Annotated in this window: 16 protein-coding genes; 10 read left to right on the top strand and 6 right to left on the bottom strand. The window is 47.3% G+C overall.

Annotation, left to right across the window (positions count from 1 at the left end; genetic code table 11):
- Positions 1-27 precede the first annotated feature (27 nt).
- From purL to ACJJIJ_RS12555, 3 genes are all read left to right on the top strand, one after another.
- Positions 28-3,894, top strand: coding sequence for a phosphoribosylformylglycinamidine synthase (gene purL, locus ACJJIJ_RS12565; protein ID WP_444937542.1), 3,867 nt, complete (start codon positions 28-30; stop codon positions 3,892-3,894).
- A 464-nt stretch (positions 3,895-4,358) separates the two neighbouring features.
- On the top strand, positions 4,359-4,682 hold the full coding sequence (locus ACJJIJ_RS12560; protein WP_252082900.1) for a TfoX/Sxy family protein: 324 nt from the start codon (positions 4,359-4,361) through the stop codon (positions 4,680-4,682).
- A 300-nt stretch (positions 4,683-4,982) separates the two neighbouring features.
- Positions 4,983-5,864, top strand: coding sequence for an aldo/keto reductase (locus ACJJIJ_RS12555; RefSeq protein ID WP_252082898.1), 882 nt, complete (start codon positions 4,983-4,985; stop codon positions 5,862-5,864).
- 80 nt (positions 5,865-5,944) lie between these two features.
- Here ACJJIJ_RS12555 and ACJJIJ_RS12550 read toward each other — a convergent pair whose 3' ends face one another.
- The 3 genes from ACJJIJ_RS12550 to ACJJIJ_RS12540 all read right to left on the bottom strand — a co-directional run bounded on the left by ACJJIJ_RS12550 (position 5,945) and on the right by ACJJIJ_RS12540 (position 7,968).
- Positions 5,945-6,463 carry a TrmH family RNA methyltransferase gene (locus ACJJIJ_RS12550; RefSeq protein WP_252082896.1) on the bottom strand — a complete coding sequence of 173 codons (519 nt, stop codon included), beginning with the start codon at positions 6,461-6,463 and terminating at the stop codon, positions 5,945-5,947.
- Positions 6,464-6,487: 24 nt separating this feature from the next.
- Complete coding sequence (locus ACJJIJ_RS12545; protein WP_252082895.1) at positions 6,488-7,087, bottom strand: SLATT domain-containing protein; 600 nt, start codon at positions 7,085-7,087, stop codon at positions 6,488-6,490.
- Between the two features lie 209 nt (positions 7,088-7,296).
- The gene (locus ACJJIJ_RS12540) at positions 7,297-7,968 is read right to left on the bottom strand and encodes an outer membrane beta-barrel protein (protein WP_252082893.1); all 672 of its coding nucleotides are present in this window, start codon (positions 7,966-7,968) and stop codon (positions 7,297-7,299) included.
- A 400-nt stretch (positions 7,969-8,368) separates the two neighbouring features.
- On the opposite strand from ACJJIJ_RS12540, the gene ACJJIJ_RS12535 reads away from it, so the two are divergent.
- From ACJJIJ_RS12535 to ACJJIJ_RS12525, 3 genes are all read left to right on the top strand, one after another.
- Positions 8,369-9,748, top strand: a complete 1,380-nt coding sequence (locus ACJJIJ_RS12535) for an SLC13 family permease (protein WP_444902895.1) — start codon at positions 8,369-8,371, stop codon at positions 9,746-9,748.
- Positions 9,749-9,888: 140 nt separating this feature from the next.
- The gene (locus ACJJIJ_RS12530; protein ID WP_252082889.1) at positions 9,889-10,164 is read left to right on the top strand and encodes a DUF1737 domain-containing protein; all 276 of its coding nucleotides are present in this window, start codon (positions 9,889-9,891) and stop codon (positions 10,162-10,164) included.
- A gap of 238 nt (positions 10,165-10,402) precedes the next feature.
- Positions 10,403-11,071, top strand: a complete 669-nt coding sequence (locus ACJJIJ_RS12525; protein WP_252082888.1) for a DNA-3-methyladenine glycosylase I — start codon at positions 10,403-10,405, stop codon at positions 11,069-11,071.
- Positions 11,072-11,164: 93 nt separating this feature from the next.
- Here the strand turns inward: ACJJIJ_RS12525 and ACJJIJ_RS12520 are convergent, their stop codons facing one another.
- Complete coding sequence (locus tag ACJJIJ_RS12520; RefSeq protein WP_252082886.1) at positions 11,165-11,935, bottom strand: SIMPL domain-containing protein; 771 nt, start codon at positions 11,933-11,935, stop codon at positions 11,165-11,167.
- Between the two features lie 742 nt (positions 11,936-12,677).
- Between ACJJIJ_RS12520 and ACJJIJ_RS12515 the strand changes: the two genes are divergently transcribed.
- From ACJJIJ_RS12515 to ACJJIJ_RS12500, 4 genes are all read left to right on the top strand, one after another.
- Positions 12,678-12,935, top strand: coding sequence for a hypothetical protein (locus ACJJIJ_RS12515; protein WP_252082884.1), 258 nt, complete (start codon positions 12,678-12,680; stop codon positions 12,933-12,935).
- Between the two features lie 5 nt (positions 12,936-12,940).
- On the top strand, positions 12,941-13,261 hold the full coding sequence (locus ACJJIJ_RS12510; RefSeq protein ID WP_252082882.1) for a hypothetical protein: 321 nt from the start codon (positions 12,941-12,943) through the stop codon (positions 13,259-13,261).
- A 976-nt stretch (positions 13,262-14,237) separates the two neighbouring features.
- A complete protein-coding gene (locus tag ACJJIJ_RS12505; RefSeq protein ID WP_252082881.1) occupies positions 14,238-15,455 on the top strand; it encodes a hypothetical protein in 1,218 nt (405 codons plus the stop codon).
- 543 nt (positions 15,456-15,998) lie between these two features.
- Positions 15,999-16,529 (top strand): redoxin domain-containing protein, encoded by a 531-nt coding sequence (locus ACJJIJ_RS12500; protein ID WP_252082879.1) that lies wholly within the window; start codon positions 15,999-16,001, stop codon positions 16,527-16,529.
- A gap of 159 nt (positions 16,530-16,688) precedes the next feature.
- Here ACJJIJ_RS12500 and ACJJIJ_RS12495 read toward each other — a convergent pair whose 3' ends face one another.
- Together ACJJIJ_RS12495 and ACJJIJ_RS12490 are read right to left on the bottom strand one after the other, a co-directional pair.
- A complete protein-coding gene (locus tag ACJJIJ_RS12495) occupies positions 16,689-17,075 on the bottom strand; it encodes a DUF2750 domain-containing protein (RefSeq protein ID WP_252082877.1) in 387 nt (128 codons plus the stop codon).
- Between the two features lie 872 nt (positions 17,076-17,947).
- On the bottom strand, positions 17,948-19,114 hold the full coding sequence (locus tag ACJJIJ_RS12490) for a hypothetical protein (protein WP_252082875.1): 1,167 nt from the start codon (positions 19,112-19,114) through the stop codon (positions 17,948-17,950).
- Between the last annotated feature and the right edge of the window lie 1,844 nt (positions 19,115-20,958).

The following is a 20,958-nucleotide window of genomic DNA, read 5'->3' as shown; positions in this document are numbered from 1 at the left end:
CATTTAGACAAGAGGCTATCTCCCGCAATGTTAGTTCTGCGTGGTGCTCCCGCACTGTCGAAATTCCGCCATAAAAAACTACTCAACCAACTGCGCGCGCTGCTACCGACCATCGACGATCTTTACGCCGAGTTCGTACACTTCGCCGATAGCGACGCACTGGATAACAAGGAGATGGCGCTGCTTGAGCGGCTACTCCAGTACGGCCCCAGCGAAGAGAAGCACCAGCCGAAAGGCGAGCTGATCCTAGTGGTGCCGCGCCCGGGCACTATTTCTCCCTGGTCTTCCAAGGCCACTGATATTGCCCACAATGCTGGTCTCACCCAAATTCATCGGCTTGAGCGTGGTGTTGCTTACTATCTGAGTGGGATTGAGCTTAGCGAGGCCGAGCGGCAGGCGCTGGCCTCACAACTACACGATCGTATGGTCGAGGTGGTCTTTACCGAGCTCGAGCAGGCTGAGCAGCTGTTTGTTGAAGAAGAGCCCCGCCCGCTGCGTGGTGTGGATATTCTCGAAGGTGGTCGCGAGGCATTGGAAGTTGCCAATGTGACACTGGGACTGGCCCTGGCCGAAGACGAAATTGATTACCTGCTCACCAGCTTCCAGGAATTGGATCGCAATCCCACCGATGTGGAGCTGATGATGTTCGCCCAGGCGAACTCCGAGCACTGCCGCCATAAAATCTTTAATGCCTCTTGGACAATCGACGGCGAAGAAATGCCGCATTCTCTATTTGGCATGATTAAGAATACCTACCAAAAAGGCGGCGACAACGTGTTGTCTGCCTATGCGGATAATGCCGCAGTTGTGGTGGGTAACGTGGCCGGACGTTTCTACCCAGACCCGGAAAGCAAGGAATACGGTTTCAGTCATGAAGCCATTCATCTGCTGATGAAGGTGGAGACGCACAATCACCCCACCGCAATTGCTCCTTTCCCCGGCGCTGGTACCGGTGCCGGTGGTGAAATTCGCGATGAGGGCGCGGTGGGCCGCGGCTCCAAGCCGAAAGTGGGCCTGACCGGCTTTACCGTTTCCAACTTGCAGATCCCCGGTTGGGAACAGCCCTGGGAGTCCAATTACGGCAAGCCCGAGCGTATCGTTACCGCTCTGGACATTATGATCGAAGGCCCCATCGGTGGCGCAGCATTCAATAACGAATTTGGCCGTCCGAATATCTGCGGTTACTTCCGTACCTTTGAAGAGAATTTCGATGGCGAGCGTCGCGGCTATCACAAGCCGATCATGTTGGCTGGTGGTTACGGCAATATCCGCGAAGAGCATGTAGAAAAGCCTGAATTTTCCCCCGGCGCCAAGCTGGTAGTCCTGGGTGGCCCGGCCATGTTGATTGGCCTCGGTGGTGGTGCAGCCTCCAGTATGGCCAGCGGCTCCAGCTCTGAAGACCTGGATTTCGCTTCAGTACAACGCCAAAACCCGGAAATCGAGCGTCGCTGCCAAGAGGTGATCGACCAGTGCTGGCAGCTGGGTGAGAACAACCCGATTGCCTTTATCCACGATGTGGGTGCAGGTGGTTTGTCCAATGCTTTCCCCGAGTTGGTGAAAGATGGCGGTACCGGCGGTAATTTCGAACTGCGCAATGTGCCCTGTGATGAGCCGGGTATGAGCCCGCTGGAAATCTGGTGTAACGAATCCCAGGAGCGCTATGTACTGGCGGTTATGCCGGAAGACCTGAAGCGTTTCGAGCAAATCTGTGAGCGTGAGCGTACGCCTTACGCTGTTGTTGGTGAGGCTATCGAAGACAAGCACCTGTTGCTGAATGACAAGAAGTTCGATTCCAAGCCTGTGGATCTGCCGATGTCGGTACTGTTCGGTAAGCCGCCGCGCATGCACCGCGAAGCAGAGACTCGCCAGGTTGAATCCAAGGCTTTCTCCACCGCGGATATCGACCTGAACGAAGCGGCTGAGCGCGTGCTGCGCCTGCCTACGGTGGCCAGCAAGAGCTTCCTGATTACCATTGGTGACCGCACTGTAACCGGCCAGGTATCCCGCGATCAGATGGTCGGTCCCTGGCAGGTGCCGGTGGCCGATTGTGCGGTGACTACTGTTGCCTATGACAGCTACGCCGGTGAAGCCATGTCTATGGGTGAGCGCACCCCGGTGGCACTGTTGGATGCGCCGGCCTCAGGCCGCCTGGCTGTGGGTGAGGCAATTACCAATATCGCCTGTACCCCAGTGAAGCAACTGTCCGATATCAAACTCTCCGCCAACTGGATGTGCGCTGCGGGCCACCCGGGTGAAGAGGAAAAACTCTATCGCACCGTAGAAGCGGTGGGTATGGAGCTGTGTCCCGAGCTGGGTATTACCATCCCGGTGGGCAAGGACTCTATGTCTATGCGCACTGCCTGGGAGGAAGAGGGCGAGCAGAAGGCAGTCACCGCACCGCTGTCTCTGGTAATTTCTGCCTTTACCCCGGTTACCGATGTACGTAAAACAGTGACCCCGCAGCTGCGCACCAATAAAGGTGAGAGTGAGCTGCTGTTGGTTGATCTGGGTGCTGGCAAAAATCGTCTGGGTGCTTCCTGCCTGGCACAGGTCTACAACGAGTTGGGCGACAAGCCTGCAGACCTGGATGATGCCAAGAAGCTGAAAAGTTTCTTCGAAGTAGTGCAGCAGGCTCTGAACGAAGACCTGATCATGGCCTACCACGACCGCGCCGACGGCGGTCTATTCACAACCCTGGCGGAAATGGGCTTTGCCGGCCGCGTGGGTATGGATGTGGAAATCTATGAATTGGGTGAAGACCCGATTGCCGCGCTGTTCAGTGAAGAGTTGGGTGCAGTATTACAGGTTCCCGCTTGTGAAGCGGATATGCTGGTACAGCGCTTTGCCGCTGTGGGTGTACCTACCCACAAGATCGGTTACCTGAACAATAACGAACACCTGTGCATCACCAATAACGGTGTTGAAATCTTTAAACGCTCCCGTGCTGAATTGCAGCAGATCTGGTCGGAAACCAGCTTCCGCATCCAATCCCTGCGCGATAACGCCGAGTGTGCCGAGCAGGAATTTGCTGCAATCGCCCAGGAAGATCCGGGCCTGACAGTAAATCTTACTTTCGATATCAACGACGATATCAGCGCACCTTATATCGCTAAAGGTGTTCGCCCGAAAGTTGCGGTACTGCGAGAACAGGGTGTGAACAGTCAGGTGGAAATGGCGCACTCCTTCCACCGCGCGGGCTTTAACGCTGTCGACGTACATATGAGTGACATCCTGACTGGCCGTGTCGCTTTGGACGAGTTCAAAGGTTTGGTGGGCTGTGGCGGCTTCTCTTACGGTGACGTTCTGGGTGCCGGTGAGGGGTGGGCTAAAACCATCCTGTTTAACGATCGTGCCCGCGATCAGTTTGAGGGCTTCTTCAATCGCAACGATACCTTCGGCTTGGGGGTGTGTAACGGTTGCCAGATGTTCTCAGTGATCAAAGAGCTGATTCCAGGTGCGGATCACTGGCCGCGCTTTGTGCGCAACCTCTCTGAGCAGTATGAAGCGCGCTTCGCATTGGTAGGCATTGAAGACTCACCTTCCGTGTTGTTTAAAGGTATGGCGGGTACTTACATGCCGGTTGCCGTTGCTCACGGTGAGGGGCGCGTGGAGTTTGCCGATCAGCAGGCGCTGGAGAAGTGTGAAGCTTCTGGCACTATCGCGATGCGCTACCTGAATAACAAAGGGGAAATCAGCCAAACTTATCCGGCCAACCCCAACGGCTCGGTCAATGGTATTACCTCCCTAAGTTCTGAAGATGGCCGCGTGACTATTATGATGCCGCACCCCGAGCGTGTTGCCCGAGCTGTCAGCAACAGCTGGCATCCAGATGAGTGGAAAGAAGATTCCGGCTGGATGCGCTTGTTCCGCAATGCGCGGGTATTTGTCGACTAAGCCGATTCTCTTCTGCACCCCACAATTCTGTCGGGGTGCAAATTATTTTCTAGGCAGGCAAATGGATTTTTGTGGCATAAGGATATGCCGCCTGTATCAGCTGTTAAATCGCCCTTCAAAATCGATAGTGATTTTTCGAATTCAGTGTCGAGTGTATTTTTACTATTAATTGATTTTTTATGGTTTTGTCAGTGTTTGCATCTGGCACGATTTACTTTTTGGGGCGCTTTGGATATTTCCTGCTACACTTAAAGGATTATTCGAAATAACTTTTCTCGCTATGGTGCAGTTATCTGTATCGATTCACAATTTTTTAATTGGCTTCTATGCAGAAATTCGGCATGGGGCGCTACTCATAAATTCCCTTCGACTGATCTTTCGCTTGTCGCGTTTTTATTGGCGCAGATCCCAGCAGTACCAAAAATTCTTTTTCCTACCTAGCAACAGTGACTAAGGAGATTGTCATGGCGTACAACGAAACACTAGCAGAAAAAGTGCGCAATTTATTACAGGGAAGTCAGGGGCTCTCTGAAAAGCAGATGTTTGGTGGCCTCGCATTTATGTTAAATGGCAATATGGCTTGTGGTGTGGTTGGTGAAGAGTTGATGGTGCGGGTGGGGCCGGATAATTATCAGGATGCTTTGGCTGAGCGTTATACTCGCCCTATGGATTATACCGGTCGCCCCCTAAAGGGTATGGTCTATGTGGAGGAAGATGCAGTGGAGCAGGACCTCGATGAGTGGGTAAATCGGGGGGTGGAATTCGCGGGGTCTCTACCGCCTAAATAACATAAAGCAAAGAATAGAGATGCAATGGTAGTCAAGATTTCCTGGCTTTTGCACTTGGATTTTTATATCGACTCGCAAAAAAGAGTGCACTATTCTCGAAATATTTCGACAAATGACATTGGGATCGTTTATGCAATCGAGAGTGGTGTATTTCTTTTTTTCTTTTTAATTAAATGTCTATTTATTTGAAAACTTCGTCGCGAACAACTTGTATCACCTATATTCAGCGCCGGACGTTATTAGAACAAGGGTGGCTGTTTGTTGTGGGTAGAGACTGCAGCATTTGGCAAGGGATCGAGTATGTATTTCATCGAATTAAATAATGGCGTGGAGATTCCCCAAATTGGAATGGGGATGGCTGCGATAGGTAGTTGGCAGCAAGATGACGGTTTTGTCACCGAGGTAATCCTAAAGGCCATGGCAATTGGCTATAGGCATTTCGATACGGCATCTTTATATGGCAATGAACGCGCCTTGGGCCGAGCTATCAAGGAGTCGGGTATCCCCAGGAGTGAACTGTTTATTACCAGTAAGGTCTGGGATACCGAGCAGGGAGGAAAGAAGACTCACGATGCTTTTGCACGAAGCTTGGAGCGTTTGAAACTGGAGTACCTGGATCTTTATTTAATCCAGTGGCCCGTTCCCGCTTATACAAGGGAAACCTGGGAGGCGATGGAGGGGCTATACCAACAGAAAAAAGTTCGAGCTTTAGGGGTATCAAATTTCCGCAAATCAGATATTGAGCAAATAGCATCTTTTGCCGAAGTTCGCCCGGTTATTAACCAAATAGAGTTGCATCCATATTTCACCCAGCAACCACTAGTTGACTATTGTCAATTTCATAAAATTGCAATTAGTTGTTGGTCCCCACTGGGTACCGGGGGCTGGGCAGAGGTGCCTTTGGCTGAGAAGCCGATAATGGACCCGGTGATCGCTGAAATTGCTGAAAAGCATTCAGCTACGCCGGCACAAGTCATCTTAAAGTGGAATATTCAGCAGCATCGTATTGTTATACCTAAATCGGAATCTTTAGAGCATATAGGAACTAACTTCTTACTAAGCGATTTTAATCTGAGTAACTCCGATATCCAGTCGATTAACAACTTGAATTGTAACAAGCGGCTTGGCGGTGATCCGGATTATGTACACAAGAAAAATATAACTTTAAAAGTACCGGATTGAGGGCAGAACTTAAATAACGGAAGGAGATAAATTATTTATCCTGCCGTTGTGTCTATAACTCTGTAAAGAAGTTTGTTGTTTTAAGCGGACTGCGAGGAAGTCATCTTTCTTAATAGCTCATAACTTGCGATAGCACAGGCCGAAGTGACATTCATTGAGGAATTAACCCCATGCATAGGGATGTGCACCGTTGCATCGGCTATTTCCAGTATTTCGGAGGCAATTCCATCTTTTTCAGCCCCCAAAACCAAGCAGACCTTATCTCCCTCAACGACAGGGGCTTGACCCAGTTCAACGCTTCTGGATGTGATCTCTAAACAGATTATCCGGTATCCCTCTTCCCGTAGTGCTAAGGCGGCTTTTAGGGCATCTTCCTCGTGTTGATAGGGAATGTGCTGCTCAGTTGAGCGGGATACCTTACGGATCTTGGAGTTTGGTGGTAGCAGACTATCTCCAGCCAGGTAAATTTTCTCTACGCCCAGGGCATCGGCAATGCGAAAGAGTCCACCGATATTGCTGGGTGTGCGAATATCAGTGGCCAAATAGCAAAGGGGAAAATTGTGTTTGCTGGGTGAATGATCGCTGTGCTCTTTCTGCATAGTTACCGCTGCTGAAAATGACTATTAACTGTTGAGAGGTTCTTGGGAACTCTCTACCTGTGAGCCTATTTTAGCTTCTTCGAAAGAAGTATTCCTCATGCGCTCCACTAAAGAAGGCTCCTTGCTGGCCTTTTGGCTTTGTATCTGCATCGCTTGGCGATAAACCTTGTCGGAGACAATAAATTCTTCGGCTCGTTGATTAATTTCACTGTAGCGGGTATTGAGTTCGGAAATTTTATTGGAGAGGTGCTCCAGGTCGAGAATGCGATCAAAGTAGAGGGCAATTAACCGTTCACATTCTCTGGCAATGGCTAGGTATTCATTACCCACCTGGCGGTGTCCCTCATAGTTTTTCTTGAAGTTGAAGAAAGTCTGTACTCCCCCCAGTAAAGCAGCCAGCAAGGCTAAAGCGGCGCCACTCCACTTGGTCCAGTCAGGAAGTTCCGCATTGATTAGGGAAAAGAATAGAGAGCCGAGGAATAAGTTGACCACCACTATGGGGACTCCGCAGAGCACATGCAGATTGCGCCCCTTCATAGAGGCGCGGAAGTGGCTGTGCTTACACAGATGGGCATTCCAGCGCAGTTTGTCCAGTACTGCCACGGTATTCGGTATCGTGCTCATGAATCCCTTCTGCCCCTTTAGTGTTATTTTTGGAGGGCGATAGTTTGCCGGATAAAAATGAGATGTACAGGGTGGAGCAGGGAAGATTGGGATTGAGGTGTTTAATTTACACACTGAGGGTTTAGTGGGCCTTGTGCTGGCGGTTAGTGAGCACCCGCCTTACAAGGCCTCAATTTGAGGGCTTCAAATAGGAGCTGGCAGTGAATTGCCTAGAAGCTATACGTTACGCCGACAGAAGACAGGTTGGCCTTCTCTTTTTTAATCTCGTAGATGGTGTGTTCCAGGTTGATGCCCCAGTCACCGTTCTTCCACTTAACTTCAGCACCGTAGTATGGGTTGCTGCCGCTGTCCTTCTCATTACTCCAGCTATAAGACCTATCGTAGGACTCTGCATACAAGAGCTCGCGATCTAGGCTGTATACGCTGAGGTTGCCGGAGTCTTCAGTCTGGCCGCTGTTATTTTCATTCCACTGGTGTACACCAAAGCGAACTCCGGCATTTAAGTTTTGTTGAATTTGCGTCGAAAGGGTTAATCCTAAGCTATAAGAATTGTATTTGGATTCCTGCTGACTTCTGAAATCGTAGTTTTCTATTAATATTTTATCTTCATTGTGCCACTCGAGGCCGTGAGCGCTCTGTTCATAGTCTCTGTGGATATTGCCGAGATTCGCTATACCGCCTTCGAAGGCAATATAGTTATTTACCTGATAGCCAACAGTCAATGCGTAGCCGGTTGAGTGGAGGTCCTCTCTTATCGCAGTGGAGTCTTCGCTATCAAATTGCATATTACCCAATGAGGCTTTTAGATAAAAAGGTTTCTCCTCTGCGTAAACGCCGCTACTTACTAATGCGATTAGGGCGGTGAGAGCGATATGATTCAAGGGGTACCTCAATTCAGTCAGTCGACAGGCGCTTGGGTGTTAGCAAGCGGCAAAGATCGTAAAGTCATGATTGGCGCGCATTGTACATCTGTACAAATTAAGCGTTAAGCAGAAAGGGTCATTCATTACTGGATTGAAGCGGAAATTCTCATTGCTATGACACTGGGCTTGTCTTTTGGTGACGGCGGTTGAGCCCTTCCTTCATGACTACTAGGTCTGCTTATTTAAATATGCCCCCTTCCCTGAGTATTTTCTTCAGGTCAAGGCTGCGAAAGCCGCTCGATTTCTTGTATTTTGTGCAGCTCCAGATGAGAGGGGTAGCACTGCTCACCAAATTCACCTGGGGAATAAATCAATAAGAAAGTTAACCCTTCTGGCTAGGGGGGAATTGGGAGCTGGTATGTCGATTGCGCGGCAACAATTTATCGTCTTGGGGCCGTTACTGGCTGTAGCGTTTTACATTTTTTTGACTCTACTGGGGATGCAGTATCTTCCCGCAGTGACGGCAGCGATCACCCTGCTTACAGTGACTTGGTGGGTAACAGAGGCACTTCCTATTCCCGCCACTTCTCTGGTGCCATTTGTGCTTTTACCCCTATTTGGGGTGACGGATCATAAGACTGTTGCGGCATCCCTCGGTAGCCATGTAATTCTGCTTTTGATGGGCGCTTTTATTCTGTCGAAAGCCCTTGAAAAGAGTGGTGCCCACGAACGGTTGGCTCTATATATGTTGCGTATCTTTGGGGTATCTAGCGGTAGGCGCTTGGTGCTCGGTTTTATGCTGGCCGCTGGTTTCCTCAGCATGTGGATTTCCAATACCGCCACAACCCTGATGATGTTACCCATTGCCCTGGCAATTCTCTCTCGTATTGATAATCAGCGCCTCACTGTTGCCCTGGTTCTGGGGATTGCCTATGGAGCAAGCCTTGGAGGCGTGGGGACGCCTCTGGGGACACCGCCCAATGTCATTTTCATGGGAATATATGAAGAGGTCACCGGTCGGGAGTTTAGCTTTCTTGGCTGGATGAAGATCGGGGTACCGGTTGCCCTAGTAACTTTACCGATAATGGCCCTCTGGCTTACCCGCAATGTTCACTTGAAGAATAAAATTGAGCCGCCCCAAGTCGGTGAGTGGCGGGCTGAGGAGAAACGCACTCTGCTAGTGTTCGCCATCGCTATTTTCTTCTGGGTAACCCGCAATGCACCGTTTGGTGGCTGGAGCGATTGGCTGGGGATAGGAGCGGCGGGAGACAGTACCGTAGCTCTCGCTGCAGTGGTGGCAATGTTCCTGGTACCCAATGGCAAAGGGGGGCGCTTGCTGGACTGGCAGACAGCGGAAACCATTCCCTGGGGCATGTTGTTATTGTTTGCAGGTGGTATAGCCCTGGCCAAAGGATTTTCAACATCTGGCTTGAGCGACATGCTCGGTAATGGATTGTCCTTTCTTACTGCCATGCCACTATGGCTGATGTTGGTGATTCTATGTTTGGGAGTTACCTTTCTTACAGAGATCACCAGTAATACAGCCACTGCGACTCTACTCATGCCCATTCTCGCTGTGGCGGCGACCTCTGCGGGCTTTGAACCTATGGTATTGATGATCCCCGCTGCCATGAGCGCGAGCTGTGCCTTCATGTTGCCTGTTGCCACGGCCCCGAATGCCATTGCTTACGGGACTGGTAAAGTGCGTATACAGGATATGGTTCGCGAGGGGGCGGTACTCAGTGTGACCGCATCGTTGATTATTGCTGGGATGAGTTGGTTGATTTTACCGGGTTGAGTTCACAGGTTTCTCTAGGGCTGGTATTAGAGTGGGTGGTAAGTGTTTTAAACTCCGCCCCTTTGAGCCTAATAAGGTTATGTACCGGTTACAGAGTGTGAATGGCGTAATCAGAAAAACATGCGGTACAGGAGGTAGATGTGAAGAAAGCTGAGTATAAAATTGCCGTCGGGAAGTCTGGTTTTTCCAGTTTGGAAGAGGAAGTTACCCAGCTGCTGAATGAGGGCTGGAAGCCGATTGGTGGCTTGGCGTTTAATGCGGGCTACCCCTACCAAGCGATGGCGCGAGTGGTGAATGTTACCAAGCCTTCTGGCCATTCACAAAGCCAGGCCCAAGCGTCATCTGAAGCTGAACCTACCAGAAGGCAATCCTATGGTGCTCAGGATGCGATGCGTATGATTGATGAGCTCACCTGAGATTATTGATTCGTAGATTGTTATGCGCTGATGCATGGAGGCAACTTTACATCCCTGCGGTGATCAAGCCAATTGTAAGAGCTCCCTTACTGATTAACGGCCTTCTAAAGAAGATGGGAGAAGAGGTTATGATAGGCTGACTCCTAGCCTGGACACACTGTGGTCCTGTCAAATGTGCTCACCGCTAACTTCATCACTCGTACGACATGCTTTAGCTATTAAAGGATATTAAGCATAAATGCGAAATTTTCTCGATATTGAAGCCCCCGTCATTGACCGTTTCGGCGGAAAGAAAGGCCTTACGGCCAGACTCACAAAGCCTAAACCCGCTAAAGAAATCTCAGCAATACCCAACAGCCAATGGTTGTCTGCGGCTTCTCGGGCTGTATTTCAGGCGGGGTTTAGTTGGAAAGTCGTGGAGAAAAAATGGCCGGGGATAGAGCATATTTTTTATGGCTTTGATTTGTCCTTTTGCCGATATCTCTCTGAGGAAGCGCTGGATGACTTAATGCGCCAGGAGGGCATGATAAAGCATTGGACCAAAACCCGCTCAATCTCCCGGAATGCAGACTTCTTCTGGCATTTATCCAATGAGAATGGGAGTCTGGGGGAGTATTTTGCTAGCTGGAATACGAAAAACTATGTAGAGAATCTCCAGAGTTTACGCAAAGGTGGAGACCGACTGGGAGGCAAAACCGCCCAGGTTTTTTTGCGTCGTATGGGGGTGGATACATTGGTCTTTGCCAGCGACACTATTCGTGCTCTGGTGAGAGAGGGGGTAGTAGATAAATCTCCCTCTTCAAAAAAAGACTGGGCCGCACTACAAGCAGCTATTGAAACTTGGCAGGCGCAGTCGAACCGCAGCTTAAATGAGATCAGCCAGATATTATCCTTATCTGTTGGGTAGTTGGTTAAGCCTGGTAGATGGAGCCCACTGCTTAAGCAGTTTAAAGAGTGGGCTCAGATCATCAGAATTGTAATAACACTAGAACTGGTTTAACTATGGCTGAGGACGAACACGAAAGTCTACAGAGAGCTCCGCCTCATAAATAACCTCATCAAATGATTTATCCTGGCCAGAATCAAAAAAATTGCTCTCAAAGTTACTGCTGGAGTCACGGGAAGCGGTAACAACAACCTCTTCTATAGCCATGGCGCCTTCAGTGGCTCGGTAGTGTATGTTATCACCGCGAATGCCTATCGGTGTCAGCTGGACACCAAGCGCCTTTTCATAATCTGCTTTCTGTTCCAGAATATCTTGCAGAGCCTTGGATTTAACTTTTTTGTTAAAAAAATGCTTTTCTGAATGCTCAAATGTGGTGTTTGCTATTTCAACTTCTCTATTTTGATCTGTGAGCTGCGCAATACTGTGGAGTTGGCTTTCCTCGTTGATTGAAATAGTTACGCGGTTAACAACCTTATAGCTTTTGGGCTTCTTTCCCATCCAGCCATATTGGGGTGAGGAGGAAAATTTTGAGCTTTTAATATTTGCTCCCTTGATCCCGGCCTCTGTCAGGCTCTGATGCAATTTGGAACGGAGCCTGTGATTGGCGTCAATTGCATTTGATAGTAGCTCCTCTTCCGTTGTGACAATCAAACTGACAATGGCCTTATCGGAGTAGGCGGTTTCTTCCGCGCTGCCACGGATGGTAACAATACTCTCCGCCGGGTGGAGGAGTCCACGTAGGTCCTGGGGTGTACCTCTAATTTCTGGAGCTGCCAGGCAAGCACTAGATAAGAGCAAGCTGATAATTAGTAGTGGTAGTTTCATTTCACTATATCCTTGTTAGGTTTTTACAGGTGTACTACTTATGTGGTGGAATATCGATTTATTTCATGGGTGTATATTGTTGCCAGGCCCTAATAGCTTGAAGAATGATTATTTTTGTTAAAAGCTGTATAACCTAGCAGCTTTCTATCTCAATCAAAGTATATAGATTGCTTACTGAACATTAATAAAAAATACCTTGATTATTTGTTTGCCTTCACTTTTATTGAATTGTATCTATGATTTTTTAATAAGTTATCTTTTGGTGACTGCTCGCATCAATGTTCAATACTTTGCATTGTATTTTTGCTCTCATGTTGCTTTATCAAGACCTTTTGTCTTTTGCGGCTTGATCTATGTCACGGTTTTTGTGGTGAGTGTATCACGGAAAGTCGATTGCATAGCTAATAAGGTCGCGTTGGCTTACATGTATTTCAAACCAAATAATAACTATATTTGTAGCGACTTACGGGGTGAAGAAAAAACATGGGAATTCATTTTTTAAAAAATTTATTGGTCCTGGCTCTCACTATTCTGCGGGCTTAACAATCATTAATAGAAATGATTGGTCTTTGAAAATGATTGGTCTTTGAAAATGAGTGGTTCAGATAACTGGGGCTGGGGCAATGGTCATGTGGTCAGCTGGGTACAATTGCGATAAAAATGGAGTGATTCATTCGAAGGCTATTTTAATCATTTTGTACCTTCTACTTCAGCGATGTTATCCAATGGAGGAGGCCACACGGTGGTACCTCTAGATGCGGAGACCAACCTATCAATTATTGTTTCTCCTAAATACATAGAATATTCAGATATGGAGCGCTACCTTCGTGATGAGGTTGGTGCTGATCTTAATGATGTAAATGCTTTTGATGAGGGATGTAGTTCAAATTGGGAGGTTAATTGTTTTCACTCTTATATAGCCCATAAGAGTGAATGTGATAATGATGATTGTCCCATTATAGAGCGCCAGGCTCTTTATTCCGGTAACGGACTGGATTAACTCGTATGGGAATTGCCAAGGTTAATGGTAGTGGCAGCATTGATGGTGAGGGCTTTAAATGGTTGGTTGAGGATAATAATTGCCAAATTAGTGATCCTCAGTTGATTGGCTTAAGAAATGGTCGTTATTTACTTGGTTATGCTAAATTTCAATGTATTTCGGATAATCTGAAATTTGATCGAATTAATAGCCCTAACTCTCTGCGGTTATTAGTCCCAAAAGCATATTATGTTTTGGAGATCGATTCGGATTTGAATATTCTTGAGGGCTCAGTTCAACTTCCTGCCATGGTTGGGGACCGATGTATTCAGGTGATGGTAAGGTAGCTTGGAGCTACATCAAGAACCCGAAAATTGAAAGTTATGGTGATGGCCAGCAGAATGTGTGGCAGGCGATAATTAATCATTCCAAGAGTACCAATTAAGCCCCTCCGTCAAAAAGAATAGTAAGTTTGTGCTCAGTATTGTTGCTGGGCCATTTTCTATAAATGGTGGAATAAGTTTCATGTTTCTGTTTGAACTCTGCAAAATTTATTTTTTTGTTTAATAGGTAAGCAAAGTTTCAAGGTATATTTTCTAAATTAGACCGGCCTTCCTTTGCCAAAGCGGTGCTTGCTGAATATCTAATGTGTTAACCTGTGAAGCTAAAATCCTTTCCTTTCTGGAGCTGTTCGTATCATTAAGTTAAAGCGGCAGGCGGGTAGTACCTCCTGGAACAAAATAGACTCCAGCTATGGAATCGAATACTTCGATTTTGCACAGATATCAGCGATGTAATTCATCTCATATTTTGGGTTTATATCCATATAGAGCGTTTGCCTAACACCCCATACCTTTACCCCGTCTTGAATATCTTCCTCAGGGGAATGCATAGTTGCCCTAATCTCTATATTGTTTTTTTGAGAACTCTAAGGTTGTGAATGACTTGATGATACCTCGTAATCTTTACTAAATGGGCCTGGTGGAGGGTGAGCCTCAATAGGCTTGGCAAGTTTTTTTCTTGATAGAGGGAGGGGGGTTAATAGAGGAGGATAGTAACTTCAATATTCTTTGCATTGGGCTCATGGATCAGTACGGATCAAGGCAGTTTTGATTTGAGTTAATTCGATTAGCAGCTGGTAGTCAAATATGTGACTGATTGGTCCGCAAGCCTGTCGCCCCCGGTTCTCGTTTGGCGCCCTAAGTCCTATATCCGTTGAGCATCCCCGGATAACTTTCCCTGTCCAAAAATGACTCCGGCCAATAAAAATAATTTTTTGGGAAGTGTGATCTAGAGCCGGGAAATAAATATAAGGAAACAACAATGACTCTTTGTAAACGACTAGGTGCGAGTCTCTCACTTGCACTAGCTGGCCTATTTGCTTCCGTATCTGCTGCGGCAGATAACTGCTATATCCTGGTTCACGGACATGGTACCGAAGGGCATATAAAACAGCGCACCAACTCCCAGGGTAAGTTAGAGCAACCAGCCCTAGATTATTGGAGTGAAGCTTTCTTTGATAAATATAACGGCAGTAATTTTATTGAGCAGCTGCGAATCAATGGCGGCAACTATGGAGTTGTAGGTTATAACTCCACCGATGAAGGTGAAATGCCTTACTGGCATGATGGCACAGCTGGCGAAATTGCCAGACAGATTATCGATATTCGCAGCGGTAAGGGAGATGGCTATCAACATGAGAATCAATGTAAAGCCGATGATACTTTTTGGGTGATTGCCCATAGCCAGGGCGCTGCACAAATGATGTACTTATCTGGTAACGCAGTGCCTGGGTCTCCTTATTACAATCGTGCTTATAATCAGTTTGATAGTAATACTATTACTGAGAGTAATAAGGTTTGTACTGGCCGCTGGTTTTGGAAGAGATGTAAAACGGAAACTAAAACCAGAAATGTTGCCGGTTTAGATGATCGCTATGCCGTAGAGGTTGACTTCGACAAAGCTATGAATGGTATTGCTGCGATCTTTACCACTGGGGGAGCTATTACAGGCACCGAGTTCGTAGATCGCCTGTGTAATGGTAGCTGGATCGAAAGCGTGGTTAACGATCTATTTATCGGTCGTGAATGCTCAGCGGTACGTTATCTGCAAACTAATGATGTTTACTCCGTGCGCAACTATGTGGGCACTAACTTGGCATCGCCCGTATATACCATTGGTGGTTATGCTGGTTTCCCTGGTGTTGCAACCGCAAGTTCTATACTGCTTGCTGGTGAGGACGATGGTTATATTAATCTCGCATCCCAGATGAACTGCTCCGGTTCTGCCAAGCGTAATCTCTATTCAGACCTGAAGGAATATAAAACCTTCCTGGGCATTGCCTATGGCAGCGCTATCTTCTCCTGTGACAACGATCACAAGGGCACAGCGCGTTCATATAACCTGGCAAGCCTCTATACTGACCACGATGCACAGCGTAATGGTGGCATTATGTCCCCAGATTATACCGGCATTCCTAATGGTCTGAACTGCGGTATTGGTAAGAACAGCGCTGGTCGTATTGCTGCCTGTACTCAGTAATTTTTAGATTTACTTTTGTGCCTTTTTTGGCACATTAGGGGGCTTAATCGCTTCCTGCTTCCTCACAGGATAAAGCCCGCTTATTTATAGCGGGCTTTTTTTAGGGGAAGTTCAAGGTGGGTGGTATCAACTGCTGTTACTTATCAGTGCCATTCAGTCATCTTTTCCTCGGAAATGCTGCGTATTCCAAAACATTAGCTATCTATATTGTTTATTGTATGGGGCTTACCGGAATAGTTCGAAGAACTCATTCCAGGGAAATATATATCTGGCAGTGCCTGTCAGTAATGTCTGTAGATAGTCTCGCTCAGTGAAAATATATCCTTTAAAGAGTATCAAATAGAATAAAACTGATAAGAGTTACTTCATATGTTCACCTGTATTTAATATTTGATTTTATTGTCCGATTAGTCATAACTATAGCTTCTATCATTGGAGAGTGGGCGATGTAGTCCTCTTTACATTTGGCTTCTCAAGTCAGTCGTGTTCTAAAAGGCTAGTCTTGATGGAGTGTCTTTGGCAGTAGTCTTATGGAGCGGCTTTATGGGCAATCTTAAGTTGGCAGCGGGTGTTGAAATCCCTGCTATTGAAGTGGCCAAGCTGGGTGGTGGAAAAATTCAGCTGGGTAAAACGGAAGGGAGTTTCCCCTGGCAAATGGTAGTGGTTTATCGAGGTAAGCACTGTCCGCTCTGTACCAAGTATTTACGGGAATTGAATGTGCTGCTGCCGAGATATCATGAAGAGGGCGTTTATGTGACAGCTGTGTCAGCGGATAGCGCTGAGAAAGCGTCTGAACAAATGAAGGAGGTCAAACCAGATTTTCCGATAGGTTACAATTTATCCATCCCTCAGATGCAGCAACTGGGAGTCTATATCTCCAATCCCAGGTCTCCAGAGGAAACTGATAAGCCTTTTGCCGAACCCGGGATTTTTGTGATTAATGAGGCTGGTAAGCTGCAAATCGTTGATATTTCTAATGCACCCTTCGCCAGACCAGACTTGCAGACCTTGTTGATGGGGATCGAGTTTATTCGAAATCCGGAGAATAACTATCCAATTCGGGGAGCCTACTAAAGCTACTCATCTGAGGGTTAGCCTCCTAAAAACGCAATAAAAACCCCATTGGAATGTGAGATTTTTATTGCGAGTTAACGGTTAACTTTGTAGCTATTTATTAGTTCTTTTTATAGTGTTAGAGGTTTGCCATAGAACCTCAGTTTGAGGCTAGTGACATTAGAAATTATTCAACTCTTCACGTAGGTCGTGTTCCAGCTCCTCAGTGCCAGTAATCCATACGCTTTTATCTGGTGCGGGGAATACACCAACTTCAATATTATCTTTTCTCAAGCCGGGGAGCCATTTCTTCAGAAACTGTGGCAGGGGAATACTTTTAGGCGTGAGTTCGGTTTCATCTTTAGCATAAGCGCTAGCAAATTCTGACGTAGGCCATACGGGTAAATATTCAAAACCTCCGTCCTCATCGGTATGTATTTTGAGGAAGCAGTTTTGGTTATCGACTAATATCCAAATTTCCCGCTCTTCACCGATTGCACTCAGGAAATATTCGTATCGGTCTTCACAACTCTGGTTAATTACTTCATTTAGATTGGGAGTACTCATATATAAATTCGCAATGGCTGATTGGTAGCAGGCTGATATTTACAGGCCTGCTCGAATAAGTGTGTAACAGTAACACAGTCAATGCGTGGCATTATGCGCGAATACAAGATACTGTCCAGATGGTTTGATGTGTTGCCCGGTAGTAGATAGGAGCGGGAGAGATTCTATAGAACATAGGTCTATGAATGGTTTGGAGAGTAAATCGAAGTACTCTCAATAAAAATCGGCTTGAAGGCTTGTTTTCAGTACCTCTCTCTATGAGCGACAACTTTTCTTTTTGTGGTAATTCATTGGCCCGAAACCTGTTGCGAACTCTACCATATAATACAGTATAAAACCTCAATAAAATCAACTGGTTACGGGTTGATTTTTATAGTAGATAACGCTCAGATTTACTCTATCTAACGACGTTTATATTAGATAGGTACATTATCTGTTGGCTTAGCCTATTTTTGGCCTGGAGTCTCTAGTTGCTATTAGAGAAGCTCTGTCAATATTGGAGCTTGTTTATACAAGCTAGGGGCAGTTTATCATTGTGCAATTTAAGTAATGAGTCGATAAAGCTTCAGTTTCCACTGTTACTGCTCTTGTCACAAAGCTGTGATCAAGAAAGGTATCGAAAAGGGCTTTTGCCTGTGACTCTGAAATTCGGGGCAGCCAGCAGAGCATCGAGACCAGTGCCGAGTATTTCCCCGGTAAAGTTCTTGTGATGGCCGGGTAACCGCGAAAGCGGTTACCGAAAAGATCGCGCCTACCGGCGATCGTTTGGCCATGTTATGTGGCTACTCCTGGTTTCATTAAAGACATGGCGTGCCAGTTTCGCTTGCTGGAGTTTGGCAAAGTTGAATTACTATCGAGGAATTGCAGTTCCTTTAAGCAAGCCGCTCAAACTCTTTCTTCGACATGTACTTCGCAGTAGGGTAGTAGGGCCCCATGACCAGGCTGTCCATAGGCGCGGGATTTTCTTCAGTAGGTATCGGAATATTGAGGGGTGAGTTTGGCCAGTCGTAGTTGCTCAGTGACGCCTGGTAGCGTATGTAGACGCAGTTGACCCAGCTGCGAGCGCCGATGTAATGTCCCTCGCCAGCCCCGAACTCAATCCATTTGACGCCGTGCTCGCGGTCTGCATTTTTGGGCCGATCGATCGCCCGGCTCATGACGATAGTGAACTTACGATCCTCAACCAGTGGTATCTCTTCATCGAAGATTGTCGACCACCCCAGACCCGACGGCGCCGTGCCCCCAGTGGTAAGAGACCAGTAGCGTACCTGGGTTTGCTCTTCGGGCCAGCTCACCTGACCATGCTTGGTTTTAGGAAAAGTCGGCATCTTACCTTCGATCACCACGACCTCGCCAAAAGCTAGCGAGAACAGTCCAACCATGTATACAGTGTCGGGGTTGTTCAGCCATGCACCGTCATTGCTTGCAGGGCAACGGATAACCCGCTTGATCGGATCGGGGATGAAGGCGCCTTTGACACTGTAATCCATATTCCAGAATCGCTGGAACATGGGGGCGGGCATGGCAGGTGCATTGACCCGGTCCCAGGAATCCTCGATCAATTGAAGCCACTCTTTAGTCGGGAATTCCTGCTTCTGCCCCTCCTTAGAAGCCAATAATGTACGGCACATTCTCTCGCCTGTTAGCACCGTATCGTCGCTGTTGTACAAGCCCTCTTCGCTCTGGATCGGGGCTTCCGGAAGATGCAGCGTGACTGTTGGTAGGCCCAGCTCAACTGGCAGCCCGCGCTCCTCAAGAGGCGGCATACGTACGTTGCCTGTGCCATCATAGCCGTTGTCGGGCATATAGTTACGAAACGCGAGGTGGATGCTGGCTCGCTCAGAGTTGGTACCGGTATAAAGTGTATTGGGGCGCGGCTTGCGAGGAGCTTGCCCCGAGCGGATATATACCGTGTAGCGTCGGCGTTCTGTCTGCACATCGCGTCTATTGGGCGACATAAAAGGGTTGATTGAGCCCTCATCGGGCACGATTTGGTCGTCACGCAAGTAAGTGCCATTCCCCTGTACTCCGCCCGGCAAATTGTTTGCGATGGTGAGTGAGAAATAACGCAGGTGACCGTAATGTCCTCGCAGCTTCAGATAAGCGCCTTTTGGCAACTTGAACTGACCGACGAAATAGGTGGAATTTTGATCCGGGTAGGCATTCGCGACTTGAATATCCTGATGCCCGCGCAATAAACCGTAATCGAGCCCCTTCGGCCCACCCCAGAAGCAGCTTAAGCGCTGGTAACGCCAATTAGTGACCTCGACAACAGTCATGGGTACCGGCGTGAGTGCAGTCGTGTCGCCAGGCAAGGTAGTCGGCTCAACCTCTTCCGTGCGTTCAGGTGTCACTTCATCGTTCTTCATGGGGAGTCTCCAAGTGATGCTGTGCCTCGGCCAGTAGCCTAGGGCCCCTGGGCAGAGCGTTTGCGTGTGAGTTTTATTCGTGTCATTTTGTTATCTGGGGGGACATCAAGTGAATTGGGCTCACTTACAGAGTGAGAACCTATAGCATAGAAATTTAGATTTATGCTTGCTTTACGCGACATTTTTCATGCGATGACGTGGCAGGATTAAGCACACCTTTTCGTCGCCATTTTATTTGCACGAAACTATGAGATTTTGTCGAAAGCTAGCCTCCTCTATGAGTACGCTGGCTTCCAGCAAGATAGAGTCGTACAAGTCATTGCTACTCCCTCAGTTCAACTAGCTTTATGAAGAGCGCTTCCTGAGGCTTGACCACTAAAACGAAAGCGAATTTAGCCGATTTCGTACTCAACGATATTGGACTTCTGTCTAAGGCTGTTGAGTCGCTCGATATCTTGTGTATTTGGTAAATTAAAAATGCAGATCTTCGATAGCTGTTTCATCAGCCCAAACTATGCGGTAATAGATTTTTAGGGGATAGGCTAGGTTGGCTGAGGGGATTGTGTCCAAGCGCTCTAGAAAATAACGTTTGTATTTTTATATTGTACGCTTCGCGCCGCCCATGCCGAGCAGGTACTGTTATAGCTGCTTACCGGGGATCGGCCCCATAGAAAATTCCCCGAGGCCTTACAATCGCCTCCTCCTCTTCGATCGATACTCCAGTGGACCAAGGCTTTATCAATGTCGGTTAGGGTGCTTTGCGTGAGTGGCTAGCTGTTATTGGGGACGCCCACATGGATCCGGCCAAAACGTTAGTTTCCTGTATCTAATTCTATACCCCAAGGCCAGCATCTAATCTGATTTACTAACTGCTGATGCTCTTTCATCCTCAATTTGTAGAACTACTCACCTTCGTTGGGTTTATGCCTGGGCGCCGTATCAGGATTCTCTAGTCTGGCAATTACAATGGCTTTATGATTGCCTAAAATATTGAAGTAGGTTTTGTGATCAATAAGCGTGAGTAAAGACTCGCTGCTAGGGCTTCTATCGTTCATATCTCCAAGGCAAAACAGACGGTTACAGGATGGATCAAAAGCAACCTCTTGCGGTTGTTTATCTAATTGGTACAAGTGGCCATGTATATCTCGGACAATAAAATCTAGACCAAAGTTTTTTCTGTCAATCTTCAGACAGGTACTCATAGTATTAAGAGTGAGTTACTTAACTTTACAATGCTGTGCTTTGACAATTATGAATTGCTTCGCATCGATAGATTATGTGAATTCTGTTTTACTTCCTGTCTCTTTGCAGATTTCATTACAAGTTGCATTAGGTCCAAAAAATATATGACCATTTAGACACATGAACTCTTTGTGAACCTGTTTGTGCATGGTCAGTATGGCCTTCTCTTTTTTATAAGCTGTCCTCCAATGACGCTGTGCATATGATCTGCTGATTATACGAAGTTTGCTAACGCTGAGAGTAGCAGGCTATCCTACATGCTAATTAACCAG

It is taken from the genome of Microbulbifer mixtoriginis (SeqCode) (genome assembly GCF_052467945.1).
The sequence above is the reverse complement of the archived record's forward strand: the minus strand, read 5'-3'. Positions and strand labels throughout refer to the sequence as shown.

Coding starts and splice junctions, on each gene's coding strand:
- ACJJIJ_RS12525 (WP_252082888.1), top strand. CDS start 10,403: ATGCGAAATTTTCTCGATATTGAAGCCCCCGTCATTGACCGTTTCGGC.
- ACJJIJ_RS12505 (WP_252082881.1), top strand. CDS start 14,238: ATGACTCTTTGTAAACGACTAGGTGCGAGTCTCTCACTTGCACTAGCT.
- ACJJIJ_RS12560 (WP_252082900.1), top strand. CDS start 4,359: ATGGCGTACAACGAAACACTAGCAGAAAAAGTGCGCAATTTATTACAG.
- ACJJIJ_RS12495 (WP_252082877.1), bottom strand. CDS start 17,075: ATGAGTACTCCCAATCTAAATGAAGTAATTAACCAGAGTTGTGAAGAC.
- ACJJIJ_RS12510 (WP_252082882.1), top strand. CDS start 12,941: ATGGGAATTGCCAAGGTTAATGGTAGTGGCAGCATTGATGGTGAGGGC.
- ACJJIJ_RS12520 (WP_252082886.1), bottom strand. CDS start 11,935: ATGAAACTACCACTACTAATTATCAGCTTGCTCTTATCTAGTGCTTGC.
- ACJJIJ_RS12545 (WP_252082895.1), bottom strand. CDS start 7,087: ATGAGCACGATACCGAATACCGTGGCAGTACTGGACAAACTGCGCTGG.
- purL (WP_444937542.1), top strand. CDS start 28: ATGTTAGTTCTGCGTGGTGCTCCCGCACTGTCGAAATTCCGCCATAAA.
- ACJJIJ_RS12555 (WP_252082898.1), top strand. CDS start 4,983: ATGTATTTCATCGAATTAAATAATGGCGTGGAGATTCCCCAAATTGGA.
- ACJJIJ_RS12500 (WP_252082879.1), top strand. CDS start 15,999: ATGGGCAATCTTAAGTTGGCAGCGGGTGTTGAAATCCCTGCTATTGAA.
- ACJJIJ_RS12550 (WP_252082896.1), bottom strand. CDS start 6,463: ATGCAGAAAGAGCACAGCGATCATTCACCCAGCAAACACAATTTTCCC.
- ACJJIJ_RS12535 (WP_444902895.1), top strand. CDS start 8,369: ATGTCGATTGCGCGGCAACAATTTATCGTCTTGGGGCCGTTACTGGCT.